Here is a 25976-nt window from a genome sequence, read left to right on the forward strand (position 1 = left end):
AGAAATCAGCAAGGGAAATAAGTAAAAAAGTACTATTATTATCATTTCCTTTTTTAGCCATAAAGATGAGTAGGATTTTCGAACTACGCAGAGAGGGAGAAGAACATTGCTGAAGTTGAATTGTTTGTAAGATAGAGCTGATAGGTGAATAATAAAAATAAGTCTATTATGAATAAGAAAGGGGAAAATGCAATGATTGGATTTATCGGATTGGGAATCATGGGAAGCCGGATGGCTGGAAACCTATTGAATGCAGGAAACGAATTGGTCGTTCATAACCGGACGAAAGAGAAAGCGGATGATCTATTAGACAAAGGAGCTGTCTGGGCAGATTCTGCACGAAAAGCGGCTGAGCAAGTTGATGTCCTCTATACAATGCTTGCCAACCCAGCTGCAGTGGAAGATGCGGCTTTTGGAGAAGATGGTTTTCTTGAAGGATTGAAAGAGGGAAGCCTTTGGGTTGATTGCAGTACCGTCAATCCGGCATTTTCCCGCAAAATGGCTGAGGAAGCTAAAAAGCGCGGCATCCGTTTTCTTGACGCACCTGTTGCAGGCTCTAAAATCCCTGCAGAAAAGGGTGAGCTGGTCTTTGTCGTAGGCGGCAGCCAGGAAGATCTGGAGGAAGTCGAATCACACATGAAAGCCATGGGGAAAGCCATTCAATACCAAGGAGAAAACGGGAAAGGAACGTCGATGAAGCTTGTGATCAACCTGATGTTGGCGCAAACCATGGCTGCCTTCTCAGAAGCCGTTTCTTTCGGGGAATCTATTGGATTGGAAAAAGAAACGGTGCTTGAAACCCTTCTTGGCGGACCGACAACCGCACCATTCCTGAATGGGAAAAAAGAAAAATTACTGGCTGGCGACTACTCGCCGGAATTTCCGCTTGAACATATGCAAAAAGACATGCAGCTTGTCGCCCAGACCGCATTTGAACACGAAACAGCCCTGCCAATCGCCAACACAACAAAAGAAATTTACGCATTGGCTAAACAGCAAGGCTACAAAGATCAGGATTTCTCTGCTATTTATGAATTTCTTACGAACAAGAAGTAATTGATGCAGACAAAAAAACCGGAGATATTATTCTCCGGTTTTTGTATGGTCGCTATAAACGATTTTACCTCCGTAATGCCCCGTCAATGCTAAGGTTGTAGTCCCTGCCAAGCAAAGAATAATAACGAGAGCCATAGCCATTTTAAATGGTTTGAACACCTGCAGAAGCCGGATCGCAATGGTAATTCCGAATAAAATCAACGTAATCAGTGCATACGTTTCATGTGTATGGATTATAGGCGATACCGATCTTCCCCAATGCTGATGGGCAAAATGCTCTGCACCGTCTCCTGTCCAGTAGCTGAACAGCCCTGTTATAAATCCTGCACCCAGCAAATAAAATGCTGCTTTATGAAAGAAATCCTTTTTCCAGACTGCGATAATCTGAGCAATCGTTCCGAAAATCAGAAGGGCAATCGGAAAATGGACCAATAATGGATGTAGGGGAGTTGAAAGCATAAGAAACATCTCCTTTTAATTTGGATAAGCTTACTTTACCAATTCAAGCTGAAAATAAACTGAAAATCTGGAGAAGATATCATTTTTTTAACGGAAGCCAAACTGCTACGCTCGTTCCCTTACCAAATTTACTATCTGCCTCAATCCTTCCGTTATGGGCATCCACGATCGCTTTCGCTATGGATAAACCAAGACCTGTGCCTCCATACTTTGGAGACCTTGCCTCATCCCCTTGAAAAAACCGCTCGAAGATCCTCGGCAAATCTTTCTCTTCAATCCCCAAGCCATTATCGCTGATTTTAACAATGGCAAATTCACGTTTCTTTTCTAGTTGGATTCTTATTTCCCCATCCGATTCCGTAAACTTTAAGGCATTATCAAGCAGGATATATAAAAGCTGTTTGCACTTTAATTTATCCCCAAAAACTCTTATGTCCTTTTCCCGTTCATCCAATAAAATCGTCTGCTTTGTCTTAACAACCATTTTGTACTCTTGTTGGACCGAATGGGCAAGCTCTGATAGAGAAAACCATTCTTTGGACAGCTCCATTTTATGATGATCGTATTTCGCCAACACCAGGAGATCCTCCACCATCTTTTTCATCAGCTCGGACTCTTCCTTTAAGTCCGTTAATATTTCTCGTCCTGATGAAGAAAGACGGTCTTTCTCCTCCTCCTCCAAAACTTCTATCGATGCAGAGAAGATACTTAAAGGTGTCCTTAATTCATGCGAAGCATCTGCAGAAAACCTGCGCTGCCTCTCCACATTCTTTATTACTGGGTTCATAGCCCTTTTGGCCAGTCTATCCCCTATCAGTATGGAGAGGAGAAATGCAGCAATTCCAGTTATCATTAGCATTATGAGCCAATTTTCCATTTGCTCATGGACGGCACTTAAATTCTTCGCTGCAAATAGGGTCCCCGTCTGTCCTTTCTCATTTGTTATCCTCACGCTGGCCAGCATGTATCGCTCGTCTTCCGATTGATGCTTCAGCTTGATGATTGTGGGATCAGCCTGGCAGCATGTCGCTGAATGAAAATAATCACTGACTTCTTTTACAGCTGGAGAACTGTCTGTTTCCTTTAAAATAAGACGGCCATCCGCCTCTTTAATACCGATGATATAAAGTCCGTAGCGCGGCTTTTCCTGCAGGATGGCATTTTCTACCAGAGACTGCCTTTCCATTTTGACTGCGTCCGCGAGATTCTCTTTCTCCACTTCATAAATGCGGGCACGAAACGAGAAAAATAACACGACGAAAACGACAAATAGGGTGAGGATCAGCCAAATGCTGTATGACAACGTCAAATGCCTTCTTAATTTATCAAACATTTTCATCACTCAGCATATAGCCGACTCCCCTGACCGTCTGGATATACTGTTTCCCATTTAATTTTTTCCTGAGCAGCTTGACCATAGCTTCCACCGTATTGGCTGTGGCATCTGACTCCAAGCCCCACAACCTTTCTATAATAGTTTCTTTAGATATCACCTGATTCCGATTCCGGATAAACAATTCAAGCATCTGAAACTCTTTTGGCGTCAAAGCGATCATCTGTCCATTTCGATGGACGGTCCGCTGATTTAATCGAATCTCAAGATCTTTAAACGTGATGGCTTCCTGTTCAAAGTTTTGCGCCCCTCTTCGGGAAAGGGCACGGATTCGGGCAAATAATTCTTTGAACTCAAAGGGCTTCACCAAATAATCGTCAGCACCGGCATCAAGACCCTCGACACGATCGTCTACATCCCCTCTTGCCGTCAGCATCAAAACAGCCCCGTCAAAACCTGATGATCGGAGCTTTCTGCTCACCTCGATGCCGCTCATCTTCGGGAGCATCCAATCTAAAATCACGATATCGTAATGCATCCCAGCAGCATATTCAAAGGCATCTTCGCCATTCTCAACCCACTCGACTACCTGCCATTCCTTTTGGAGCATCCTTACTATCAGCTTCGCCAACCGCTGATCATCTTCAGCCAGCAGTATCTTCATCATCATCACCTACATATGCCTATCATATTAAAGGCTGCAGCAGCCTTTACGAAAAGAGCCATTCTTGATTTGAGTGTAACAGAAAAAACGCCCTATGCAGGCGTTTTTCGATGCTACCGGAAAATAAATGAGGCAACGGCGAACAGCACGGTGCTGATCCCGGCAGCAATACACGCCGGCAGAAGCTTTTTCTTCGAATACTTAATGACATCCAAATCGAGAATTGTACATAGGGTCACTGAGTTATCACTGAGCGGAGAGGCAAATGCACCAAATGTACCACTGGCGAATACCGCTCCGATAACGACCAGGATATTGACACCCGCGTCGTGCGCCATTGTGATCCCGAGAGGCATCAAGAGACCCCACGTTCCCCAAGACGACCCAATGAAATAAGAGATCAAACCGCCAAGCAGGAACAGGATTGGTGCAACAAACATATGCGGAATCCAATCCACGTGGGCCGTAATGTAATCAGAAAAATGAAGGTCCTCTGATACGGCTGAGACCCCCCAGATGAGGGCAAGCAGGATGATGACGGAAATGAGTTCATTGCCGCCTTTCACAAAGTGGGTAACCAGCTTCGCCAGTTTAATCCGCTGAAATAAGAAAAACACCAGAGTGAAAAGGAAGGCAATCATTAATGATTCAAGCATGACGCCAAGTGCGTCGCTTCTGATAAAGGCATCCAAGAAGCTCTTCGCTTTGAAATGCCCGTCCCACCAGCTGAGGAAGATCGTAAAACTTAAAAATACAAAAAGCGGCAAAATTAAGTTCCACGGCTTGATCGGAGTATCCTTCTCATAGGCTCGGTGGCAGGATTGTAGATCTTCTTCCCCTTGATCATCATTTGGAGTCTGCCCTGTATTCTCGCCTACTTCATCCTTTGCTTTGCGGAAGAAGCTGTAATAGATCCCGATCAGGATGATGACAAAGGAAAAAAAGTTGAATGGGATGCTTTTGACATACACCATATATGGCTCCTGATCTGATCCCACTTCCTTCAAGGCGTTGCCGATAGTCGTCACCATATAGCCGACAAACGCTGTCGCAATCGGGACCAGTCCAACGACTGGATTGGAAGTCGCTTCGATGGCGAAGCCGATATTTTCCTTCGACATTTTCAGGCGCTTCCTCAACGCTTTCATGATCGGAGAAATGGTGACGATACGGAAATCAGGGTCGCTGAACGTCCCGATAGTCGAAATCCACGTTAAAAACATCGCACTCTTCTTCGACTTTACTTTCTTGCTGACGAGATGAACGAATCCCTTGATCCCGCCCCCAAGTTTGATCATGCCAATCAAGCCTGCAAATCCATACAGGAAGATGATGATCCTGATGTTGCTGGAGACAACGATATTATCAACAATATAAGAGATCATTTTTTTGATTCCGCCCAATAGCGACGGCTCCACTAAATAGCTTCCGAGCAGCAGCCCCACAAAAAGACCAGGCTGCACCTGCTTTGTAAGAATTGATATCGGGATAACCACCAAGAACGGCAGCAGCGCTATCCAAGAAGCATCCATAATTCACACACCACCCTAATATGTACAAGATACCTATATTATGGGTTTGATGGTGTTGGTTTATGTATAGAGAATTGGAAGCTGGGGTTCAGATGTGGTGAGGTGCGGCGACGAGCGGCGTGGCGAGGGGACGGGGTTATTCGACAAAAACCGGGGCGATTCGGGGCGTGACAGGCAATTTGGTGTCGGGAAACGACCGGGAACGCTATTGTTTTTTTTCAAAATTAGGATAGTTGAGCGGTTGTGGCGGAAAGTTGAGGGGTTGCGAGGGAAAGTTCGGGGGTCGAGCCGAAAAGTTGCGGGGTGAGTCGATAAAGTGCGCCGGTCTGCGCCAAAAGTTAGGAGCAAACGCCGCGCGTCCACGGCGGCCAAACAATCAAAGAAGGATAATTTGCCCGGCTGCGCCGACATTCGGCAAACCCCTATCCGGTTAAAAACCTAATATTTGGAAAGTGGGGAGGTTAAAGGGGAAAGTGTTGAGATAAATGCCGAAAGTGAGTCGGTCAGGCTGAAAAGTTGCGAGATAAAACGATAAAGTGCGCCGGTCAGCCCCAAAAGTGGGGAGCAAACGCCATGCTGGTACGGCTGATCCGTGATATAAAGACAATTTTCCAGGCTGCGCCGCTATTCTACAAAAACCGGGGCGTGACAGGCACTTTAATGTCGGCAACTTCATGTCGCTTAATTAAAAAAGAACCGACTCTCTTATAAGAATCGGTCCTCAAAATATTGTCAATCAGTCATGCGTTACTTTCCAGTTGTTGTCTACTTTGGATTCGATGACTTTTCGCTCGAGGATGTAGTTGGCGATCAGTTCGGATACATCCATCGGGAGGTCGACGATGACCGGCTTGTCCTTGAACATCATGTAATTGCCGCCTCCGCCCGCGCGGTAGTTGTTCATGACGACATCATATTCTTTCGAAGGATCAATTGGTTCACCGTGGTACTCAAGCTTTGTGATGCGTTCGCCAAATGGCTTCGAAATATTGATTTCGTACTCGATTCCTTCCCACATGTCATAATTGTAGTGTTCTGGCTTAGGGTAGAGGAATTTTGGATTGACCTCGATTTCCCCGCCGGTATAAGGGGCAAAGTAAGAAGCCGTCTGTTCCAGCGCTTCTTTCATATCCGCACCCGTAATGCGGATGACCTTCAGTGTATTCGGATAGATATAATTCGCGACGACATCCCTCATTGTCACGTCTTCGGTCAAACCAGGCGCCAAGTTATCAAATAAAGAAGTGCTAGAGATATCAACGCCCACTGCTTCCATCTGCACACGGTTGAAGAATTCGATCAAGGCATGGTCGCCAGTTCGGATTTTCATCGGATCATGGACTTTCATATCCCCGAGGATCTTCCCGATCGGCTGGTCGAGCCATTCCTGCGTCGCCTCTTCATAGTCCTTTACCATTGCGAGGACCTCTTCATCCGCCTCTACTTCTTCTGTATATAAAAGCTCGGATGTTTTCGATTGGACCTTCCATTCCCCATCCACGAAAGTCATTTCCACATCTACTTTCCCGAGGGCGCGCCCCTGGCTTCCAGGCTGGACGACCAATACGCCGTTGACAGACTCCCCTGAAATGAAGCGGTGCTGATGCCCTGTCAATAATACATCGATGCCTTCTACTTCCTGGCACATTTGATAGCCTTGGTTTTCGCTCGTCAAGACTTCTGTCGCCTCTCCTGTTTCCAGGTCGCGTTCAAAGCCGCCATGATAGGAAACAACCAAAAGGTCTACTTTTTCTTCATTTTTCAAATAAGGGACCCATTTTTTCGCTGCTTCCAAACAGTCTTGGAATTCAATGCCTTCTATGTGTTCTTCTTTTTCCCAATTCGGAATATAGTGGGTAGTGAGGCCAAGCACGCCTATCCTCGGGCCCTCAGGAAATTCTTTGATCAAGTAAGGCTTGCCAAAGAAGGGTTCACCCGTTTCCTTATTTAATAGGTTTGCTGATAGCCATGGAAAGGAGGACTCATTGATGGATTGATGCAGCAGCTCAAGTCCATAGTTGAATTCATGGTTCCCGAAAACGGCTGCCTCATAGCCCATGTGATTGAGGATTTGGATCATCGGATTGGGCTTTCCTGCTTCAAATCTCGCATAGTGATAGGTAAGCGGCGTTCCTTGAATGACGTCCCCATTGTCAATGATGAAAGTATGTTCTGCTTCTTTTTTCACTTCATTTATCAGCGTCGAGATCTTCCCGAGGCCAACAGGGCTCTCTGCATTCAGCCCATAATTGATTGGATAAACATTGCCGTGGACATCGCTGGTTTCCAGGATGGACAGCTTGAAACTCGCTTCAGTCTTCATTTAAAATCATCCTTTTTCATGTTCTATAATCCCATTCTACTATAAATTGAATCTATTCTTAAAAATATAAAATCTTTAAAAATAATTTACAATTGTTCTCAAATTTTATGGTATATTGTAGTAGTATTACAAAAATATTTTCTATGGGGGAAAATCATGTTTAAAAAGCTTACTTTATTTGGTATGTCTTTAGGACTAGCATTCGGTGTTCTTGCCGGCTGTGGTTCAGACGACAAGGAAAATGGTTCAGGGGACAGCAAAAAAGGATACGAGCCAAAGGAATTGAACGTACAGTTCGTTCCATCTCAAAGTGCTGAAACACTTGAAGCGAAAGCAAAGCCATTAGAAAAGTTATTGTCTGACAAATTAGGGATTCCTGTTCATGTAAGTGTATCAACTGACTACAACACTGTTGTAGAAGCAATGGGTTCTAAAAAAGTAGACGTTGGTTTCTTGCCTCCTACTACATATGTACTTGCTCATGAACAAGGTGTAGCTGATGTATTGCTTCAAGCGCAGCGTTTTGGCGTTAACGATGAAGACGGTACTCCTACGAAAGATCTTGTAGATTTCTATAAATCTATGGTTATCGTGAAAAAAGATTCAGATATCAAATCTATCGAAGATCTTAAAGGCAAGAAAATGGGCTGGCAAAACGTAACTTCTTCTGCTGGTTATGTATGGCCTGCAGTTGAATTGAAAAAAGCTGGTCTTGATCCTGAGAAAGACGTTCAAGGGGTAACTCTTAAAGGACATGATACTGCTGTTCTTGCAGTTCTTAACGGCGATGTTGATGCAGCTGCTACGTTCCAAGACGCTCGTAACATCGTTAAAAAAGATGCTCCAGATGTATTTGACAAAACTCGTGTACTATTCTTTACTAAGCCAATCCCGAACGATACAATCTCCGTTCGCCCTGACTTGACTAAAGAATGGAAAGACAAGATTGCTGATGCGTTCATTTCTCTTGGAAAAGACGAAAAAGGACACCAAATCATCAGTGAAATCTACTCTCACGAAGGCTACACTAAATCTAAAGACTCTAACTTCGATATCGTTCGCGAATACGAAAAAGAAGTTGAAGGTCAATAATATAGTTTGATAAAGCTCAGGGGATCATCTTAGGATGGTCCTCTTTTTTTTGCTGAACAGATACGATACCGGGTCCAATAAGCAAAAAATGAGAGATATTCTAGCAAAAAACAGGCTTGTTCTAGCAAAACCTCATGAACTTCTAGCAATTCCAAGATGACTTCCAGCAACTTTAAGAAAACTTCTAGTAAACCTCCACAACCGGACGCCCGCCGCACAATCCGCACACCAAAAAAGCCGCACCCAACAGAAGGATGCGGCTCTTCAATATATCTAATTCTATTAAACGATCTTTTTACGGATGGAGCCGGAAATCAAGTCGATTACGGTAACCATCACGATGATTCCGAGAAGGATGATCCCTACACGGTCCCATGAACGTCCGGCAAGTGCGAAGATCAGTGGTGTACCGATACCACCGGCTCCGATGATTCCAAGGATGGTTGCAGAACGGACGTTAATTTCGAATCGATAAAGGGTATAGGATAAGAATTCAGGCATGACTTGCGGGATGACCGCAAACCAGATGGTCTGAATTTTGTTGGCGCCTGATGCCTTCAAGGCTTCTGTCGGGCCAAGGTCCATGCTTTCCACGGATTCGGAGAAAAGCTTCCCGAGCATCCCGATGGAGTGGATTCCGAGAGCCAAAACCCCCGCGAAGGATCCAGGTCCAACGGCTTTGATGAAAAGAAGGGCCATGACAAGTTCAGGGAAGGTACGGACAAAGCTCAAAATGAATTTCCCCATTCCTGAAACAGGTCTGAATCTGTTCATGTTGTTTGCTGCCCAGAATGCGAAAGGTACACACAAGAATGCTGAAATGAATGTACCTAAAATGGCGATGGCCAATGTATCCAGAAGACCACGGAGCAAGTCTTCCCCTTCTGGATCGTATACATAATCCCAATCAGGATGGAAGATTCCATGGAAGATCGATTTAGTGATTTGTGCTGCAGTTTCTTTGAATCCTTCTATTGGCATTCCGGCAAACGCCCAGATGTAGACGGCGGCCAGAAGAATGATATAGATCCACTTTTTTACTCTATTCTTTTTTGGCGGCTTTACAATCATATCGGTGCTCATATTAATTTCTCCCGGATTTTAGTACTGATATAGTCAATTAACAATACGACAACCAGTGTGAAAATGATGATGCTGGCAACGCGGTCATATTGGAAGAATCCAAGCGTTCTTTCGTAGAATATCCCAATACCACCGGCTCCGACCAACCCAAGGACGGCGGCTGCACGAACATTGATTTCAAATGTATAAATAGAGTAAGAAAGGAACTGCGGCAATACTTGCGGGATGACCCCGAAGAAAATCCATTGAATTTTATTGGCACCGACTGCTGTCATCGCTTCAAGCGGACCGCGGTCAATGGCTTCGATGGACTCATATGTAAGCTTTGCGATGATCCCTAAAGAGAAAATCGTCAATGCCCAGATACCAGGCAATGGCCCAAGTCCAAAGATAGCAACGAAAATCGCTGCGAGCAATAAGTCAGGAATTGTCCGAATCAAGTTTAAAATGAAGCGGAAAGGCTGTACGATCCAATTGGATTCAAACACATTGGAAGCGGACAAAAGCGCTAATGGGATCGCAATGATTGCCCCAAAAGTTGCTCCCAAGAGAGCCATGCGGATCGTCTCAAGCATAGGATCCACTACATAGGAAAAGTAAGCCCAGTCAGGCGGGAACATCTTCGCCAAAAGGACGCCGATTTGCGGTAGTCCTTCGAATAGTTCACTGAATGTTGCATCCGTGCTCTTCGCACTGACCCAGAAAAGAACAACCATTAAAACGACCGTCATCCAAAACTTTGTGCGAGCTGGTTTTTTCAATTGATCCTGGGTCATGAGTTTTTCTCCCCTAGCAATTCATCCTCTTTAATCTCACGTCCGTAAATTTCAGAGAATACTGCATCCGTCGCTTGTTCAGTAGGACCGTCAAAGACGACTTCCCCTGCGCGTACCCCGATGATGCGTGTAGCATATTCTCTTGCTAGATCGATAAAGTGCAAGTTTACGATAGTTGTGATGCCCAGTTCTTGATTGATTCGTCTTAAATCATCCATTACTTGGCGAGTTGTAAGTGGATCAAGAGATGCCACAGGCTCGTCCGCCAGAATGATCTTTGCTTCCTGAGCAAGTGCACGGGCAATGGACACACGCTGCTGCTGTCCGCCGGAAAGCTGGTCTGCACGTGTATAGGCTTTATCCATGATATTAACGCGTTTAAGGGCGTTTAAAGACAGCTCTACGTCCTTTTTAGGGAATAATCCTAGAATGGTGCGAATCGTGGAGTGGTAGCCGACACGGCCGCTTAGGACATTTCGCAGCACTGTGGAGCGTTTAACGAGATTGAAGTTTTGGAAAATCATCCCGATGTCGCGGCGGATCTTTAGAAGATCTTTACCTTTCGCTTTCGTGATCGACTTTCCATTGATGATGATCTCACCTTCTGTAATATCGTGCAGACGGTTAATCGAACGAAGCATCGTTGATTTCCCTGCTCCTGAAAGACCTACAATGACAACAAAATCTCCTGGTTCAATGGTCAGATTAATATCTTTAAGTCCCACTGTCCCATTTGGATACACTTTCGAGACATTCTTAAATTCGATCATACCTTACCCAACTTTCCCCATTTTTTATTCTATTAATTCACTAAAGTAATCATTTAGAAAGAATAGCAATATTTTTAATTTATCAATATCTTTCAAAATATGTCAAGATAGGACATTTTGCAAAAAAGCCCTAAACCCCAATGGTACCAAGGGTTTAGGGCTGATTTATTATTTCTCTTTTTTACAATAACTTTACAAAAATTTGTCGAAAAGTCCCTCGGCCTGATTTTTTAGGAAATGATATTTTTGACTCTTCCTACTTGGCCATCCTGCAGACGCACTTTGATTCCATGGGGATGATGCTGAGAATTCGTCAGCAAATCTTTAACGATGCCGCGTGTCAGCTTCCCTGTCCGCTGGTCTTGTTTCAATACGATATCCACTTCCAGACCGGGATGGATATCCTTCCGATTTTGTCCGTTCATTGCCGCCACTCCTTATCTTGGCCTTTTTGAAGGCTTTCTCGGTCTTGCGCTTTTGGCATTTCCTGCTCTGCTTCTTTCTGAAGGGCGCTTTTCCCCTGTACGTGCTTTTTGAGAGCCGCGGCCATTTCTTGGGCGCCCGCCTTCTCCCCTTCGCTCATTCGGCTTCGGATCATCCGGCCCGACATCAGACTGCTCTTTCCTTAATTTCATATTGATTCCCTTTTCAATCATATCCAAATGGAGCTGATCCTTTGGTGCAGCGAAAGTGACCGCAAGACCATGCTCCCCTGCACGGCCTGTCCTGCCGATGCGGTGGATGTAGCTTTCGACATCGTGCGGGATGTCGTAGTTGAACACGTGGGTGACCCCTTCTACATCAAGGCCGCGTGCTGCGACATCCGTCGCCACCAGATACTGCAGCTTTGCTTCACGGAAATTCTTCATGACGCGTTCCCTTTTAGCTTGCGACAGATCGCCGTGGAGCTCCTCTGATAAAAAGCCCGCCGATTGGAGCGCTTCATTCAATGTGCTCGCGCGGCGCTTCGTGCGGCAGAAGATGATCGCCAAGAATGGCTGGGACTCCTTGAGTACTGCTTTCAATGCCGCTTGCTTCCTGCGATCGGTCGTCATGATGACAAGCTGATTAATTTTTTCTACTGTAATAGACTTCGCAGCAATCTTTATATTTTCCGGCTTGTCCGTATATTTCTTGGCTAGTTTTCGAACGTCGCTGTTCATGGTAGCCGAGAATAATAATGTCTGCCTCTCTTCATTCACATGGCTCAGGATGGTTTCCACTTCGGGAAGGAACCCCATGTGCAGCATTTGATCAGCTTCATCCAATACGAGCATTTTCAGTTGAGACAAGTCGATGGTCTGCCTTCTTAAGTGGTCAAGGAGGCGCCCCGGTGTTGCCACGACGATGTGAATGCTTTTCTTAAGCTTCTTCAGCTGGGCTTCTACATCCTGGCCACCGTAGACAGCAAGGATCTTTGCTTCCGGAACGGCGTCAATCAGTTTGTTTAATTCAGCTGTAATCTGAAGGGCAAGTTCCCGGGTTGGCGTCAGGATCAATCCTTGTATCGCTTCTTCAGTCACGTCCAATTTTTGCAGCATCGGCAAAATGAATGCAAGGGTCTTTCCTGTCCCTGTCTGGGCTTCAGCAATGACGTCCTTTTCTTCTAATATAAGAGGAATCGATTTTTCCTGAATCTCTGTTGCCGTATCGATTCCGTCCTTTTTCAATTGGGTTTCCAGCGCATCGCTGATCCCCAGGTTTGAAAATCGGGTCATTTCGTTCACTACTTTCTATTTCAATAATGGAATTTTTTTATTTAATATGAGCGGCGGCTGCAGCCGGTGCTTCTCCCTATTATAGAGAAGTGTGAAGGGAAAAGCGATGTGAAGATGTGGGAGGTTCCGACTTAAAGGTGCCTCAAAGGTGCCTGTCACCCCCCGGTTTTTGTCGAATGACGCCGCCGCGGGGTTTGATTTTTGGGGGATGTTGAGGACGAGATAGCCGCTGGCGCATAAGACTGTGGTTTTGGCGCATAAGCCCCCTTGACCGGCGCATAGCGGGGGTTTCTCGCGCATAGAGAGTGGAGCTCGGCGCATAAGCATGATTTTTTGGCGCATAGAACATGTGGGCAGCTGAAAAAGACCTTGAATTTCCTGTTTTTTCTCCATCCGCCGGGCTTCAAATCGACTCTTATCATATAAAAAAGCCAGTTTTATAACAAAAACTGGCTTTTTCACTCTTTCAATATAGAAGAATCGTTCAAAATCCTGAAATCGCGCCATTCTTCGGGCAGGAGCCCCTGGTATTTTGCCTGAAGGTAGCGGTCGTCGATGAGGATGATGGTGCCGGTGTCGGTTTCGGAACGAATCAGTCTGCCGCCTGCCTGGAGCACTTTATTCATGCCAGGGTAGACGTAGGCATAATCGTAGCCATTTTTTCCGTGCGCCGCAAAATGGGTTTTGATCAAATCCCGCTCAAAGCCGATTTGTGGAAGCCCTACTCCGACAACAGCCACCCCGTTCAGCCTGTCGCCCCTTAAATCGATCCCTTCTGAAAAAATTCCACCTAAGACGGCAAATCCGACCAGTGGTTCCTTGCTGCCCGCTTGGAATCTCTCTAAAAATCGTTCCCTTTCCTCTTCTTTCATGCCAGTGTCTTGTTTAATCGTTTGTATGTGGGAATAGTTCAGGGTAAATTCTTCATAAACAGATTCTAGATATTGATAGGAAGGAAAGAAGACAAGATGATTCCCGGATTTCCCTTCCACTAGATTCCCGATGGTCCGGACGATCGGAGCGATGGATTCCTCCCTTTCCCGATACCTTGTCGATAAAGGCTGGACCCACACTTGGAATTGGTCCCGATGAAAAGGTGATGGGACACGCGTCTTAAAGTCGTCCTCCTCTACCCCCAGCATATCCTGATAATAGCGCCCCGGGGACATGGTCGCTGAAAAGTAGATTTTGGCCCGGTAGCCTTTTCCCATTCTGCGAAGATTTTCAGAAGGGTCTATGCAGAATAGATTCAGGGTCAATTCATTGCCGTTCTTTTCTCCATATGCAATGGAATGGTCGTCGAATAATTTTGCTATCCGGATAAAATTTTGCGCGGCAAAATACGTTTCTAACAGAAGTTCTGTATTTGCAGGCTCCTTGGATGTGCGCAAAAGCTCCTTTTCTGCTTCCTCTGTGAAAGCTTCCATTAATGAAGGCAGTTCATCCGGAATATGGTCGAGCACCAATTGCTTCCGCCCGTCCATCTCTTTTTTAAAAGCAATGAAAAAATCATTGAGAGCTTTGGATGGCAAAAACAAAGCATGATTTTGTTTATACTCCCTCTTCAGCTTTAAAAAAGGTGATTTATCAATAGAAGCGGAAAACATCGCCCTGGCGCGGTCAACGAGGTTGTGCGCTTCATCTATGAGCAGGACCGTTTTGGTTTTTTGCTCCTCCAGGAATCTCTTCAAATTGACCCGGGGATCAAACACGTAGTTATAGTCCCCTATGACGGCATCTGCCTGGTAGGCAAGGTCGATGGAAAATTCGAATGGGCAGATCTTATGCTTCATCGCATACTGCTCGATGACCGCTCTGATGATCCTTGTTTCATTCGAAAGGATGTCGAGCATCGCCCCATTGATCCGGTCATAATATCCGTCCGCAAAATCGCAGTACTCCGGCTGGCAGATCGTTTCTTCCTTAAAGCAAATTTTATCCTTCGCCGTCATGGTGACGGAATTCATATAAAGTCCCTTCGCCTCCAGATGGCTTAATGCTTCCTCAGCGGTTGCCCTTGTTATCGTTTTGGCTGTGAGGTAAAAGAGCTTTCGACTCAGTCCTTCCCCCATCGATTTGATGGCAGGAAAAAGAGTGGACATCGTTTTGCCGATTCCGGTCGGTGCTTCCGCCATCAAGTTTTTCCTGTCCATGATCGTTTTATAGACGGTGCCTGCGAAAGCCCTCTGTCCACTTCGATATTCAGGGTAAGGAAAAGCCAATTGGCGGATGCTCTCCTGCCGCTGCTTTTCATGCTTTAGTTTCATCACTGCAAATGCGCGGTAGGCGGCGGCTGTTTCTTCGATGTATTCCTTTAACTCTGTTTGGCTGAACACTTTTGCAAACTGCTTTTTTTCTTCAGAGGGAAGTTGGACATAGGTGAGCTGGACTTTTATTTCTTCCAGGGCATTCTGTTCAGCCACTATCCAGGCGTAGCATTTTGCCTGGGCCCAGTGGACAGGATGACTTTGTTCCTCGATTAGATCAAGCGATTTTGTGGTTGATTTTATTTCATCTATTGTAAGGAGGCCGTCAGATCCGGCAGCCAGCAAGCCGTCGCATCTCCCTTCCAGCTGGAGGGTGAAGGAGTCAAACGGAATGTCCATCTGAAGAAATACTTCTTTTTGGTCCGACTCCCCGTATTCCTTTTGCAGCTTTTGATGGATCCTTGTCCCTTCTGTCATGGAAGAAGAAGACCTGAAACGGTTATCAATGCTCCCTGCAGAATAGACGTATTCCACCATTGCCCTGACAGAAACCCGATAATTATCCAACTCTTCCCCTCCTTTTTCCGTACACATGCTTATTTTAAAATTAAAGGAAAACGTGTGTTTGGTCAAATGAGTGCAAAAAAGTTATACAAAAGTTGAACAATTAAGAGGTTTTTTATTGACAGAGAGCTTGTACATGTCTTATATTCAACTTATCAAGTGATAAATACCTTTGTGAAAGGATCTGTAGGATGGATTCCAAAGATAAGCGGAATTTTGAGAAAGGGGAGCACGTGGAAACGAGGAAGGCCATTATCAAGACAGCCCATGACTTGTTCATGGAGTATGGATACCGTTCTGTGTCCACAAGGCAGATCGCTGATTTATGCGGTTTGACGCAGCCTGCCCTTTACCATCATTTCACGAACAAAAAAGAACTGTATATCGAAGTCATCAGGGAAACAATCTTTAAAACCCAGACGGCTGTCCAACGGATTTTAAAGCGTCCGCAAAGTCTGAGGGATCGACTCCAGCAATATTCCTACTATATGATGCTGAATCATCACGAAGATTTGAATCAGATGTTTCATGATATCGAGCATCAGCTGGACGCAGATTCACAGGCACAAATCTATCAATGGTGGATGAATGGCTATCTCATGCCGGTTGTCGCTGTTTTTGAAGAGGCGGCAAAGGATGGCCAGCTTCAGAATCAATATCGATTTGGGGCAACCCCCATCGACTCCGCACACTTTTTGCTGAGCTTGATCAAATCATCCATGGAACCTGCCAAGTTCCTGAATGACGGCAGCAAGAGCCGGCAGGAAGCAGCCGAAGAAAAATCCCACATGATTGTGGATGTCCTGCTTTATGGGCTGAGCTGATTCAATTTTTTTAAGATTAAATAAAGAAGCATTATTTTATTGCCACCTTATCAATTGATAAGGAAATCAACGATTTAGGAGATGAAGTAAATGAAAACGTCCTGGTTTGAAAAATACGGGAACTGGGTCTCCAGCAAAAAAGGGAAATGGATTACCCTTGTCGTTTGGATCCTGATTCTTGCAGCAGTCAATCTGACCCTGCCTCAAGCAAGCACCCAGAAAAATGACCTTGCCGCGAATTTAAGCAGCAGCAAACCTTCCGTTGAAGCCCAAAAGCTCGCTGAGAAAGAATTCCCTTCCGGCGATGGGAAGCCTGCACTTTTAACCTGGTACCGCTCATCCGGTTTGACTGATGATGATATTGCAGGGATTCAGAAGCTTTCTAGAGATCTAGCTGATAATCCTCTGCCGGAACAGTTGAATGCCGTTCCGATTCATGAGATGCCGCTCCCTGCTGTGAAGCAGCTGATTTCAAAAGATGGCACCACACTCGTCTACCCGATTTTATTTGATAAAAAAGCAAGTACAGAGAAAGTAAAAGCCAGCTTGAAAGAATTGAATGACCGCACCGGCGATGTGTTCGGCACTAACCCGTTTGATGCGAAAATGAAGGATAAAGACACCCTGCTTGTCCGTGCAACAGGCCCTGCGGGGATTGAAGTCGATGCAGTAGACCTGTTCAGCCAGGGAGACCTTTCCCTGCTGTTGGCGACTGTGACGCTAGTTCTTGTATTCTTGCTTGTTATCTACCGGTCTCCTATATTGGCGCTTGTCCCGCTTGTTGCGGTCGGTTTCGCTTATGGAGTAATCAGCCCCGTATTGGGATGGTTTGGTAAAGCCGGCTTGGCGACTTTCGACTCGCAGGGCTTGTCAATCATGACCGTTCTCCTTTTCGGAGCAGGTACTGACTACTGCCTATTCCTGATTGCCCGCTTCCGGACTTTATTAAAAGAAGAGAGAGATAAAAAACAGGCATTGAAGCGTGCGTTGACCGGTTCTTCAGGGGCTATCGCGATGAGCGGATTGACTGTCGTTTTCTCCCTGCTCGCTCTATTATTGGCGCAGTACGGGTCCATCCAGCGATTTGCGATTCCATTCAGTCTATCCATCTTGATCATGATGGTGGCAAGTTTGACGCTCGTACCGGCATTTCTCGCCATTCTTGGACGCGCATCCTTCTTCCCGTTCATCCCTCGTACAAGGGAAATGGAAGTTGAGCGTGCCGAGAAGAAAGGCAAAAAGCTCAAGCCGGAAAAAACAAAACCGAGCTTCGGAGAGAAACTTGGGGGAGGCATTGTCAGAAACCCATGGAAAATCGCCATCGGTACCGTAGTGGTGCTAGGGGTCTTCGCCTTTTTCTCCATGAAGATCCAATATACGTTTGATACTCTTTCTTCTTTTCCACAGGATATGCCATCAAGAGAAGGCTTCCAGCTGATTTCAGACCACTTTAACTCAGGTGAGCTGGCTCCTGCCCAGGTGATGGTTCAATCCGAGGGCAATGACCTGGACTTGAAGGAAAAACTTGAGGCCCTGCCATACGTAGCAAAAGTTTCAGATCCGCGAAAAGGCGAAAAGAACAAGGATATGCTTTCGTATGATGTTGAATTCAGTGTGAATCCATATTCCAATGAAGCAATGGACCATATCCCTGACTTGCGCACCGAAGCGGAAAAATCATTGAAATCAGCCGGCGTTTCTAATGCTGACGATAAAGTCTGGATCGGCGGCCAAACTTCTGAACAGTTTGACACAAGAGCAACGACAGATAAAGATGCTACAGTCGTGATCCCGATCATCATTGCGATGATTGCCGTCCTGCTGCTTGTCTATCTGCGTTCAGTTGTCGCGATGCTGTATTTAATGGCAACCGTCCTTCTTTCTTATTTCAGTGCACTGGGGCTTGGATGGATCGTTCTCCATTATGGATTTGATGTTACTGCCATCCAAGGATTCATCCCGCTCTATTCCTTTGTCTTTATCGTCGCACTCGGCGAAGACTACAACATTTTCATGATTTCGAGCATCTGGAAGAAGAGCAAACGCATGCCGCTCGGCCAGGCAGTTACAGAAGGAGTTTCCCAATCAGGAGCTGTCATCACTTCTGCAGGTCTGATCCTTGCCGGAACATTTGCGGTCCTTGCTACGCTCCCTATCCAAGTGCTGGTTCAATTCGGAACAGTAACAGCAATCGGTGTCCTTCTCGATACGTTCGTCGTACGCCCATTCCTTGTTCCGGCATTGACCGTCATCTTTGGCAGATGGGCATTCTGGCCGTCCAAACGCAACCAGGAAGCCATCCGCCAAAACAACTAACGACTTAAAGGTGCCGACACAAAAGTGCCTGTCACGCCCCGATTTTTGTCGAACGAAGAAAGCCCCCACGGCATCTGCCTGGGGGCTCTCTTCAATTTAATAGATTATTTCTTTTGAATGAAGACGACTTTGAGATAGTTGCCTTCCTTGAACTCGCTGATGGTCTTGAAGTCTTCAGGCAGAGAATGTTCTTCGAGGATTTTATACTTCCCTTCGGATTCGCGGAATGCTGTATCGATGAATTGCTTGAACTTTTTCATGCCGAATGTGCTGCAGTTAGTGGAGGCGACGATCACGCCTCCTTTTTCCGTAATGGAGATTGCTTCCTTCAAGAGGTTCGTATAATCCTTTGCCGCACTGAATGTGAATTTTTTGGACCTTGCAAAGCTTGGCGGATCCAGGATCACCATATCGAACTTCAGCTCTTTCCGCACAGCATATTTGAAGTATTTGAACACATCCTCCACAATGATGTCCTGTGCTTCGTAATCAATCCCATTCACGCTGAACTGCTCGATGGTTTTCGGAAGGCTGCGGTTGGCCAGGTCGACACTGGTCGTTTTCACCGCACCGCCCATAGCCGCAAAAACAGAAAAGGCCCCGGTATAGGAAAAGGTGTTTAAAACCGTTTTTCCTTCTGCATAGTGATCCCTGATCCTTCTTCTGACTTCCCTTTGATCCAAGAAGACGCCGACCATTGCGCCATCATTCAGGTAAATGGCGAAATTCACTCCATTTTCTTTCACAATCAATGGGAAATCGGGCCTCGTTCCGGAAACGAAATCATCATCCTCTACATATTGTCCTTTGGAATCGAAGCGTTTCTTCTGATAGATCCCTTTTAGGTTCGGCAGTGTTTTTATGGCTTCGAACACAAAATTGCGGAATTGGTAGATCCCTAAGCTGTACCAAGTCACAAGGTAATAGCCATCAAAATAGTCGATGGTCAATCCACCGATGCCATCCCCTTCTCCATTGAAGACGCGGAAGGCAGTAGTTTCTTCAGACTGAAGCAAATGAGAGCGCTGGCTGAGGGCATTGCTGATTTTTTTCGCGAAAAAAGCCCCATCGATTTCTTCCTTTTCTTTTCTCGTCAAAATCCAGCCGTATCCTTTATTCTGCCTCCCATAATAGCCCCGTCCAATAAACCCGTTCCTATCATCCTTCAAATCGATGATTTCGCCTTCTTGATCGAAGCTGCCGCTGTTGGACAGCGCTTCTTTTGCAATCAGCGGATAACCGCTCTGATATTGTTTTATATATTGAGGTTTTATTTTTACCGTTGTTTTTTTCATTACTGAATCAACTACTCTCTCAAAAAATTTCCTGAAATCGAACCCTTAAAAGTCTGTACAATTATAACACTTTCCCATACATTTCGTGAAAGATCCCGTGAGGCAGGTCGGGAAGAAGGGTTTTTCTTCCTTTTGCCGAATGTAATAGCAGATTTGAAATTTTAATCATAAATAGGAGCCATTCACATGAACCTAACAACCGAAAGATTGCATATCCGTAAATTTACCGAACAGGATTGGGAAGAAGTCTACAAATATACTTCTAATAAAGAGGTCATGCAATATATACCGGAAGGCGTCTTCAGCGAAGAGGATGCCAGGGAGTTTACCCGTAAAAACGCAGGTGAAAAAGTGGAAAAGTTCCCTGTCATCCTGAAAGAAAATGGTGCTTTAATCGGACATATGGTGTTCCATAAATACTTTGGGGACCATACTTACGAAATTGGATGGGTCTTCAACCCCGACTACCAAAATAAAGGCTACGCTTCAGAAGCAGCGAAAGCCCTCTTAAAATATGGTTTTGAAGAGCTGAAACTTCATCGGATCATCGCCACTTGCCAGCCTGATAATCCACCTTCGTGGAAGGTAATGGAGAAAATCGGCATGAGGCGCGAAGGCTATTTTAAAAAATGCATCCCTCATGGCGACGGCTGGTGGGATGAATACTACTATGCCATTTTGAAAGAAGAATGGGTTTAAGCCTACGAATAACAAAACAAAAGCTTGAGGACTGGCGTGCGAGTGGTCCTCAAGCTTTTTTTGTGGTGCCTTAAACGACATTAAGGTGCCTGTCACTAAGAAATGCGGAAGCGCCTTGTTCAGCCCCGACCAGCATAAGACGGAACTCGAAGGAAATCCTGATTTCCGTAGAGGTACGGCTTATGACTCGAGGGGCTAGGTGCTGGAGCTGGACACGCCCCGGTTTTTGTCGATTAATGCCGATGATTTCGCCGCTCGCGCATAGGAGGGGGCGTTTGGCGCATAAGCCATTCTGTTTGGTGCATAGCGGCATGATTTTCGCGCATAAGCACAAAAAGTGGCGCATAGACATCAGGTTCTCGCGCATAGCCGAGGTTAAATACGGGAACTACACCCTTTTTTCACTCTAAAGACACCTCATATCCGCAATCCCTTGATAAATTGCTCCGTATGATAGTACTGTGCAATGTGAAATCTGTCTTTTTCCTTCAGAATGGGATAGATTGCATCAAAAGCCGGTAAACGAACATCCTTTGAAGTAGATTTCAAGCTTTGGAAATACCGGCTGACAGCCCCGAGCTGCATCGCCCATATTCGTCTATCCATCGACTCCATCCATCCGGAAGCTGACCATTCCAGCAGGATCCCCGTTGTTTCAAGCAAGTATTGATACCCTTGATCCTGGTACTCCAAGCTTGATTTGCACCACTTCCAGTCTTCCTTTTTTCTTTTCATAACAGGGGAAATTTTGAAGCCGCCCAACGCCTTCCTTATCCTCTTTTTTTCACGAAGAAATCCAGTATATAAACCCTCGGTCTGCTTCTTCAGAACGATTCCTTGGGAAATAGGTGAACCGTTTTCAAGCCATTTGGCACAGACTTCAAAAGATGCCGCGAGCTCATTCGAATAGCGGTCGACTCTTCTTACTGAACTGTATGAATTGCTCCATAAGCTTAACAGTACCTGAATGACTACGGCAGTCGCAGCCCCGATGGCGGTATCCCGGATGCGGTCGACGGCATAATGGCTGCTTGCATTTTCAAAAACAAACACAAGTAGAATGGTAATGACTGCTTGATGAATGACGACAATATCGAATTTGAGAAAGTTGACGATCAACCCTCCGACTAATATGAGAAACCCAAGTGTCCAGCCGTTGAGGGAAAACTGTTCAGCAGCAAGGATCACGACGATTACTCCGATCACGGTGCCAATAATCCTGCGGAGGGAGAACCTGATAGAAGCGACAACTGAACTCTGCAGACAAAGCATGACGGATAATGGCGCTAAGTATGGGTGAATCGATCCTGCCAGTTTGGCCAGCTCCCATGAAAGTCCTGAGGCAATGGCAATTTTAAACACCGTATACACATTAGAAAGCATTTCTTTTTTGTTTTTTTGAAAATATCCCATAAATACCCCTCGATACCGACATGATGCTTCAATATCAATAGGTTCTGACAACTAACCATATTTATGCACCTTGGGTTCTTACAAATGATGAAGAATCAGCGAAATGAAGACGCCGACTGCTGTGATAAATCCGACGCTAGGTCCTCCTTCTTCGTACGCTTCCGGCATCATGGTGGAGGCAACCATGGCGATGATTCCTCCGCCGGCAAATGAACTCATGATGGCTTTCACGCTATCAGAGGCATCCTGGAGCAGGAGCGCCCCGCCAAATGAGCTCAATGCAGAAAAGGCAAGGACGATCACCCACATCCACATGATTTTCCCATTGGTATAGCCGCTTTTTTTCAAGCCGACTGTACTGGACAATCCTTCCGGAAAGTTACTGATAAAAATCGCGACAACCAGTGCAGCGCTTACCCCTCCGCCTTCAATCAGACTCAAACCAATCATCGCGGATTCAGGGATGGCATCCATGATTGTCCCGATAAAAATAGCCATGCCTGCATTGGAGGAATTCGAATCGGTTTCCTCCTTCGACTCTGTCCTATCCGAACTCTTCCGCTTGTGTCCTCCACTTCTGGATACAAGGTAATCGAAGATGGTAAAAACGAGTGCCCCGCCTAAAAATCCGATGGCAGCCTCCGTAAAACCGCTTTTCTCGACTGCTTCCCCTAGCAATTCATAGGCAGTCGCACCAATTAGGGCACCGGTTCCAAGCGCCATAATCATGCCGATCATTCTTTTATTGAATGAAACTTTCAGGACTGCAAAAGCCCCAAGCAGCGTCGCCGAACCGGCTATGGCACCCCATAAGACCGCCATCCACATGCCCATCTCTCCTTTATGTATAAATTTTTTTATATCCCTTCGATGGAATTAAGTTTCAAAATGATGCCAGACCTGAGGCAGCAGCCCCGATAGTTCATGTGCAAGAAGTGTATGGGCAGAGTTCTCCTTCACCCACCTGTCTGCACATGCCCCGTGCAGGTAAACACCGTTCAACACACCGTATCGATAATCTTCATGGCAGCAAAGCATCCCGAGGAGCATACCTGTCAATGCATCGCCTGTCCCCCCTTTTGCCAAGGCTGCATTTCCTGTCGGGTTGAAGAAAGCTTCTCCATCAGGGAAAGCTGTTACCGTTTTATTTCCTTTAAGGACAATTACCGCATTCAGCTTTTCAGCCCATTCTTTCGCAAGTTCAACACGTTCACTCTGCACCTTTTCAATTGAGACACCTGTGATGCGTGAAAATTCCCCTGGATGAGGAGTCAGGATGACAGGTGATTTTCGGTCTTGGAATGTTGAAGGGATTTTTTCCAATGCACCTGCGTCTATAATCAAAGGGATATCTCTCTCAAGAAGCTTTTGAAGGGCCTTTTCCACTTTTTCCTCTGGGGGAAGCCCCGGACCGATGGCCGCTGCACGAAATTCTTGTTGAATCCCATCGCTTACGAGGTGATCCAGCCCGTTTCGCCAGTAAGTAGCTTCAGGGAGAACAGGGATTATGGATGGAATGACATCCTCGCTTGTGCCAACCATCAGCTTCCCAATCCCGGATCTCATGGCTGCCTGAGAAGAAATGATTGCTGCCCCCGGCATATCGGTGCTTCCAGCAACCAAAAGCCCTGTTCCATAGGTTCCTTTATGGCTGTCCTCCCCTCTTATCGGCAAAGTTTTTCTGATTTTTTCTTCCGTCCACTCCGTAATTTTTTCTTTCATCCCCTGCATTCCTCCGATCTTTTTGATGCATAACATACCTATTCCACATTTGTGCGTATTTCAATCAAAACATTTCCTAAGACTATATTCTTAGAAGCTTAAAATGATAAAATAAGGTTACTGACTGAACACCAAAAATTTCAAATAATCCTATAATTCGGAGGAAAGCGCATGAGCCAACGAAATCGAAACCGTCCCAGAAGATTCAGCTGGGCCAAAACAACGATTATTACGTTGTTTGTATTCTTACTGATTGCCTTCATTCCAACCCCTTATTATCTCTATCAACCTGGAACCGTAGAGGCATTGGACAAAAAAGTTACAGTGGTAGGCGGCCATAAAGAAGAGAAAGGCAGCTTCTCACTGACCACCGTTTTATCCATCAAGGCCTACAATCCCTATGTCCTGATTTATGGATTGGTTGCGCCGGACACCCAAATTGAAAATGAAAAGAATGTGAAAGGCGACCTGTCTGATGAAGAGTACGGCGAACTCCTGAAACATATGATGGACGGATCTCAGACCAATGCAGTCGCAGCTGGACTGAAGACAGCAGGCGAACCGGTTGAAACCTTACATAATGGGGTGTTTGTCCAAGCGATATTGCCTAAATCCGAGGCAAAAAAGAAGCTGAAAGTCGGAGATGTCATTCACTCTTTGGATGGAAAAACACTCAATCAAACAGAGGATTTCATCAACTATATCAACAAGAATAAAAAAGCCGGCGACCAGGTTAAAATTGGATTCACGCGGAATGGAAAGCAAAAGACAGCTGTCGTCAAAGTCATGAAGCTTGATCCTAAAACTTCAAAAGTCGGGGTCGGAATCGTTCCTGATGATATGCTGAAGCTTAAAACCGACCGGAAAGTAAAGGTGAATGCAGGAGACATCGGCGGACCATCTGCAGGACTCATGTTTTCATTGGAGATTTTCAACCAGCTCTCTGATCAAGATATGACCAAGGGATACAAAATTGCCGGAACAGGGACCATCGATCCTGAAGGACATGTCGGACAGATCGGCGGCATTCGCGACAAAATCGTTGCAGCCCATAAGGCCGGTGTGGATATCTTCTTCTGCCCGAAAGACCTGAACCCTGAAGATGCGAACGAGAAAGATATTAAAGATGAGGCGAAAAAACGCGGATACAAGATAAAAATCATCCCAGTCGCTACTACTCAAGATGCTGTCGATTACTTGGAAAAGTTAGAACCGAAATCATAAGGGTGATTGAATTCCATGGATTCTAATTTCATCCTTCACGCACAGAGCGACCAGTTTTATTGGGAGGGCAAAGGACAGCTCTCCCTTAAAACTTTTATAAATGGACAGGCGCAATACCGCACAAATAAAGGCTTTTTTGCCGTAGAAGAAAATCGCTTCCTTCTTCTAAATGAAGGGGACTACACCATATCCATTGAGTCTGATCAGCCTGTCGAATCTTTTTGCCTATTTTTTGGCTCCGGTTTTGCCGAAGAAGTGAAAAGGAGCCTAACTTCTGAAGATGTATCATTATTAGATGAACCATTCTATCAAGAAAGCAGACAGTTTGAGATTTTTGAGAAGACATACCGTATGGATCCTTATTTACATACCATGCTTGATGGAATCAAGAAAAATTTTAGCCATTTTAAAAATGATCCCCTTTGGCTAGAGGAGCAGTTACGACAAGTAATGGTGAAAATTCTTCACTCCCAAAACCACGCTTATTCAGAAATGAGCGTATTGGAAATAAAGAAAGCCTCCACAAGGGAAGAAATCTACAGGAGGCTTTCAATTGCGCAGGATTACATTTTTGCCAACTATCAAAGAGCCATTACTTTAAGTGAAATTTCCCATATTGCCTGTCTTTCTCCTAATCATTTATTAAGGAATTATAAAGTTCTTTTCGGAAAGACACCCCATCAGCAGCTGACAGAAAGAAGGATTGAAAAGGCTAAATGGCTGCTTGAGAAGACCGGGAAATCCATGATTGAAATTGCAATGGAGGTTGGTCTGGAAACCCCTGTTTCTTTCAGCAGGCTATTTAAGCAGCAAACGGGAAAAAGTCCAACTGATTATCGAAAAATGGTGATTTTGGATAAGAGAAAAAAGTAAAAATGCAGTATCCTGAAGTCAATGAATACTTCA

Annotated in this window: 23 protein-coding genes; 7 read left to right on the plus strand and 16 right to left on the minus strand. The window is 45.4% G+C overall.

Annotated features, from left to right (window positions below):
• Nucleotides 1–192 precede the first annotated feature (192 nt).
• The gene (locus ABTV07_RS19470; RefSeq protein ID WP_433745615.1) at nucleotides 193–1056 is read left to right on the plus strand and encodes an NAD(P)-dependent oxidoreductase; all 864 of its coding nucleotides are present in this window, start codon (nucleotides 193–195) and stop codon (nucleotides 1054–1056) included.
• Between the two features lie 27 nt (nucleotides 1057–1083).
• Here the strand turns inward: ABTV07_RS19470 and ABTV07_RS19475 are convergent, their stop codons facing one another.
• The 5 genes from ABTV07_RS19475 to ABTV07_RS19495 all read right to left on the minus strand — a co-directional run bounded on the left by ABTV07_RS19475 (nucleotide 1084) and on the right by ABTV07_RS19495 (nucleotide 7367).
• The gene (locus tag ABTV07_RS19475) at nucleotides 1084–1515 is read right to left on the minus strand and encodes a DUF2231 domain-containing protein (protein ID WP_433745617.1); all 432 of its coding nucleotides are present in this window, start codon (nucleotides 1513–1515) and stop codon (nucleotides 1084–1086) included.
• A 79-nt stretch (nucleotides 1516–1594) separates the two neighbouring features.
• The gene (locus tag ABTV07_RS19480; protein WP_433745620.1) at nucleotides 1595–2848 is read right to left on the minus strand and encodes a sensor histidine kinase; all 1254 of its coding nucleotides are present in this window, start codon (nucleotides 2846–2848) and stop codon (nucleotides 1595–1597) included.
• On the minus strand, nucleotides 2841–3512 hold the full coding sequence (locus tag ABTV07_RS19485; RefSeq protein WP_433745623.1) for a response regulator transcription factor: 672 nt from the start codon (nucleotides 3510–3512) through the stop codon (nucleotides 2841–2843). Before ABTV07_RS19485 ends, ABTV07_RS19480 begins: the two co-directional genes overlap by 8 nt.
• Nucleotides 3513–3625: 113 nt before the next feature.
• A complete protein-coding gene (locus ABTV07_RS19490) occupies nucleotides 3626–5044 on the minus strand; it encodes a Na+/H+ antiporter NhaC family protein (RefSeq protein ID WP_433745625.1) in 1419 nt (472 codons plus the stop codon).
• A 736-nt stretch (nucleotides 5045–5780) separates the two neighbouring features.
• Complete coding sequence (locus tag ABTV07_RS19495; RefSeq protein WP_433745627.1) at nucleotides 5781–7367, minus strand: bifunctional metallophosphatase/5'-nucleotidase; 1587 nt, start codon at nucleotides 7365–7367, stop codon at nucleotides 5781–5783.
• A 156-nt stretch (nucleotides 7368–7523) separates the two neighbouring features.
• Here ABTV07_RS19495 and ABTV07_RS19500 point away from each other — a divergent pair, with 156 nt between their 5' ends.
• A complete protein-coding gene (locus ABTV07_RS19500; RefSeq protein WP_433745629.1) occupies nucleotides 7524–8459 on the plus strand; it encodes a phosphate/phosphite/phosphonate ABC transporter substrate-binding protein in 936 nt (311 codons plus the stop codon).
• Nucleotides 8460–8741: 282 nt separating this feature from the next.
• Here the strand turns inward: ABTV07_RS19500 and phnE (ABTV07_RS19505) are convergent, their stop codons facing one another.
• The 7 genes from phnE (ABTV07_RS19505) to ABTV07_RS19535 form a co-directional block, all read right to left on the minus strand.
• Complete coding sequence (gene phnE, locus ABTV07_RS19505; RefSeq protein WP_433745631.1) at nucleotides 8742–9542, minus strand: phosphonate ABC transporter, permease protein PhnE; 801 nt, start codon at nucleotides 9540–9542, stop codon at nucleotides 8742–8744.
• Nucleotides 9539–10318: a phosphonate ABC transporter, permease protein PhnE gene (gene phnE / locus ABTV07_RS19510; RefSeq protein ID WP_433745634.1), complete on the minus strand. Its 780-nt coding sequence runs from the start codon at nucleotides 10316–10318 to the stop codon at nucleotides 9539–9541. The genes phnE (ABTV07_RS19505) and phnE (ABTV07_RS19510) overlap by 4 nt, the downstream gene beginning before the upstream one ends.
• The gene (gene phnC, locus ABTV07_RS19515) at nucleotides 10315–11088 is read right to left on the minus strand and encodes a phosphonate ABC transporter ATP-binding protein (RefSeq protein WP_433745637.1); all 774 of its coding nucleotides are present in this window, start codon (nucleotides 11086–11088) and stop codon (nucleotides 10315–10317) included. Before phnC ends, phnE (ABTV07_RS19510) begins: the two co-directional genes overlap by 4 nt.
• A gap of 230 nt (nucleotides 11089–11318) precedes the next feature.
• Nucleotides 11319–11513, minus strand: a complete 195-nt coding sequence (locus tag ABTV07_RS19520; RefSeq protein ID WP_114745801.1) for a YwbE family protein — start codon at nucleotides 11511–11513, stop codon at nucleotides 11319–11321.
• Nucleotides 11514–11525: 12 nt separating this feature from the next.
• Nucleotides 11526–12806, minus strand: a complete 1281-nt coding sequence (locus ABTV07_RS19525) for a DEAD/DEAH box helicase (protein WP_433745640.1) — start codon at nucleotides 12804–12806, stop codon at nucleotides 11526–11528.
• Between the two features lie 15 nt (nucleotides 12807–12821).
• Nucleotides 12822–13313 (minus strand): hypothetical protein, encoded by a 492-nt coding sequence (locus ABTV07_RS19530; RefSeq protein WP_433745643.1) that lies wholly within the window; start codon nucleotides 13311–13313, stop codon nucleotides 12822–12824.
• Nucleotides 13265–15580 (minus strand): ATP-dependent DNA helicase, encoded by a 2316-nt coding sequence (locus ABTV07_RS19535; protein WP_433745645.1) that lies wholly within the window; start codon nucleotides 15578–15580, stop codon nucleotides 13265–13267. The genes ABTV07_RS19530 and ABTV07_RS19535 overlap by 49 nt, the downstream gene beginning before the upstream one ends.
• Before the next feature lie 188 nt (nucleotides 15581–15768).
• On the opposite strand from ABTV07_RS19535, the gene ABTV07_RS19540 reads away from it, so the two are divergent.
• The gene (locus ABTV07_RS19540; RefSeq protein ID WP_433745648.1) at nucleotides 15769–16401 is read left to right on the plus strand and encodes a TetR/AcrR family transcriptional regulator; all 633 of its coding nucleotides are present in this window, start codon (nucleotides 15769–15771) and stop codon (nucleotides 16399–16401) included.
• Between the two features lie 90 nt (nucleotides 16402–16491).
• The gene (locus ABTV07_RS19545; RefSeq protein WP_433745651.1) at nucleotides 16492–18717 is read left to right on the plus strand and encodes an MMPL family transporter; all 2226 of its coding nucleotides are present in this window, start codon (nucleotides 16492–16494) and stop codon (nucleotides 18715–18717) included.
• A 104-nt stretch (nucleotides 18718–18821) separates the two neighbouring features.
• Here the strand turns inward: ABTV07_RS19545 and ABTV07_RS19550 are convergent, their stop codons facing one another.
• Nucleotides 18822–20012: a class I SAM-dependent rRNA methyltransferase gene (locus ABTV07_RS19550; protein WP_433745653.1), complete on the minus strand. Its 1191-nt coding sequence runs from the start codon at nucleotides 20010–20012 to the stop codon at nucleotides 18822–18824.
• A 186-nt stretch (nucleotides 20013–20198) separates the two neighbouring features.
• Here ABTV07_RS19550 and ABTV07_RS19555 point away from each other — a divergent pair, with 186 nt between their 5' ends.
• On the plus strand, nucleotides 20199–20711 hold the full coding sequence (locus tag ABTV07_RS19555; protein WP_433745656.1) for a GNAT family N-acetyltransferase: 513 nt from the start codon (nucleotides 20199–20201) through the stop codon (nucleotides 20709–20711).
• A gap of 417 nt (nucleotides 20712–21128) precedes the next feature.
• On the opposite strand, the gene ABTV07_RS19560 is transcribed toward ABTV07_RS19555, so the two are convergent.
• From ABTV07_RS19560 to ABTV07_RS19570, 3 genes are all read right to left on the minus strand, one after another.
• Nucleotides 21129–22124, minus strand: a complete 996-nt coding sequence (locus ABTV07_RS19560; protein ID WP_433745658.1) for an FUSC family protein — start codon at nucleotides 22122–22124, stop codon at nucleotides 21129–21131.
• A 78-nt stretch (nucleotides 22125–22202) separates the two neighbouring features.
• Entirely contained in the window at nucleotides 22203–22952 is a 750-nt protein-coding gene (locus ABTV07_RS19565; protein ID WP_433745661.1) for a ZIP family metal transporter, read from the minus strand.
• A gap of 48 nt (nucleotides 22953–23000) precedes the next feature.
• Nucleotides 23001–23882 (minus strand): NAD(P)H-hydrate dehydratase, encoded by an 882-nt coding sequence (locus ABTV07_RS19570; RefSeq protein ID WP_433745663.1) that lies wholly within the window; start codon nucleotides 23880–23882, stop codon nucleotides 23001–23003.
• Nucleotides 23883–24017: 135 nt separating this feature from the next.
• On the opposite strand from ABTV07_RS19570, the gene ABTV07_RS19575 reads away from it, so the two are divergent.
• Both ABTV07_RS19575 and ABTV07_RS19580 read left to right on the plus strand, forming a co-directional pair.
• Complete coding sequence (locus ABTV07_RS19575) at nucleotides 24018–25070, plus strand: SepM family pheromone-processing serine protease (protein WP_433745666.1); 1053 nt, start codon at nucleotides 24018–24020, stop codon at nucleotides 25068–25070.
• 6 nt (nucleotides 25071–25076) lie between these two features.
• Nucleotides 25077–25943 carry a helix-turn-helix domain-containing protein gene (locus ABTV07_RS19580; RefSeq protein WP_433745668.1) on the plus strand — a complete coding sequence of 289 codons (867 nt, stop codon included), beginning with the start codon at nucleotides 25077–25079 and terminating at the stop codon, nucleotides 25941–25943.
• Nucleotides 25944–25976: the final 33 nt, after the last annotated feature.

The sequence above is a fragment of the Falsibacillus pallidus genome (assembly GCF_050990905.1).
GTDB lineage: Bacteria > Bacillota > Bacilli > Bacillales > DSM-25281 > Falsibacillus > Falsibacillus pallidus_A.

Bases quoted from the DNA above. Each gene is read 5' to 3' on its own strand.
- ABTV07_RS19470 (WP_433745615.1), top strand. From the start codon at position 193: ATGATTGGATTTATCGGATTGGGAATCATGGGAAGCCGGATGGCTGGA.
- ABTV07_RS19475 (WP_433745617.1), bottom strand. From the start codon at position 1,515: ATGCTTTCAACTCCCCTACATCCATTATTGGTCCATTTTCCGATTGCC.
- ABTV07_RS19480 (WP_433745620.1), bottom strand. From the start codon at position 2,848: ATGTTTGATAAATTAAGAAGGCATTTGACGTTGTCATACAGCATTTGG.
- ABTV07_RS19485 (WP_433745623.1), bottom strand. From the start codon at position 3,512: ATGAAGATACTGCTGGCTGAAGATGATCAGCGGTTGGCGAAGCTGATA.
- ABTV07_RS19490 (WP_433745625.1), bottom strand. From the start codon at position 5,044: ATGGATGCTTCTTGGATAGCGCTGCTGCCGTTCTTGGTGGTTATCCCG.
- ABTV07_RS19495 (WP_433745627.1), bottom strand. From the start codon at position 7,367: ATGAAGACTGAAGCGAGTTTCAAGCTGTCCATCCTGGAAACCAGCGAT.
- ABTV07_RS19500 (WP_433745629.1), top strand. From the start codon at position 7,524: ATGTTTAAAAAGCTTACTTTATTTGGTATGTCTTTAGGACTAGCATTC.
- phnE (WP_433745631.1), bottom strand. From the start codon at position 9,542: ATGAGCACCGATATGATTGTAAAGCCGCCAAAAAAGAATAGAGTAAAA.
- phnE (WP_433745634.1), bottom strand. From the start codon at position 10,318: ATGACCCAGGATCAATTGAAAAAACCAGCTCGCACAAAGTTTTGGATG.
- phnC (WP_433745637.1), bottom strand. From the start codon at position 11,088: ATGATCGAATTTAAGAATGTCTCGAAAGTGTATCCAAATGGGACAGTG.
- ABTV07_RS19520 (WP_114745801.1), bottom strand. From the start codon at position 11,513: ATGAACGGACAAAATCGGAAGGATATCCATCCCGGTCTGGAAGTGGAT.
- ABTV07_RS19525 (WP_433745640.1), bottom strand. From the start codon at position 12,806: ATGACCCGATTTTCAAACCTGGGGATCAGCGATGCGCTGGAAACCCAA.
- ABTV07_RS19530 (WP_433745643.1), bottom strand. From the start codon at position 13,313: ATGGCGCGATTTCAGGATTTTGAACGATTCTTCTATATTGAAAGAGTG.
- ABTV07_RS19540 (WP_433745648.1), top strand. From the start codon at position 15,769: ATGGATTCCAAAGATAAGCGGAATTTTGAGAAAGGGGAGCACGTGGAA.
- ABTV07_RS19545 (WP_433745651.1), top strand. From the start codon at position 16,492: ATGAAAACGTCCTGGTTTGAAAAATACGGGAACTGGGTCTCCAGCAAA.
- ABTV07_RS19550 (WP_433745653.1), bottom strand. From the start codon at position 20,012: ATGAAAAAAACAACGGTAAAAATAAAACCTCAATATATAAAACAATAT.
- ABTV07_RS19555 (WP_433745656.1), top strand. From the start codon at position 20,199: ATGAACCTAACAACCGAAAGATTGCATATCCGTAAATTTACCGAACAG.
- ABTV07_RS19560 (WP_433745658.1), bottom strand. From the start codon at position 22,124: ATGGGATATTTTCAAAAAAACAAAAAAGAAATGCTTTCTAATGTGTAT.
- ABTV07_RS19565 (WP_433745661.1), bottom strand. From the start codon at position 22,952: ATGTGGATGGCGGTCTTATGGGGTGCCATAGCCGGTTCGGCGACGCTG.
- ABTV07_RS19570 (WP_433745663.1), bottom strand. From the start codon at position 23,882: ATGTTATGCATCAAAAAGATCGGAGGAATGCAGGGGATGAAAGAAAAA.
- ABTV07_RS19575 (WP_433745666.1), top strand. From the start codon at position 24,018: ATGAGCCAACGAAATCGAAACCGTCCCAGAAGATTCAGCTGGGCCAAA.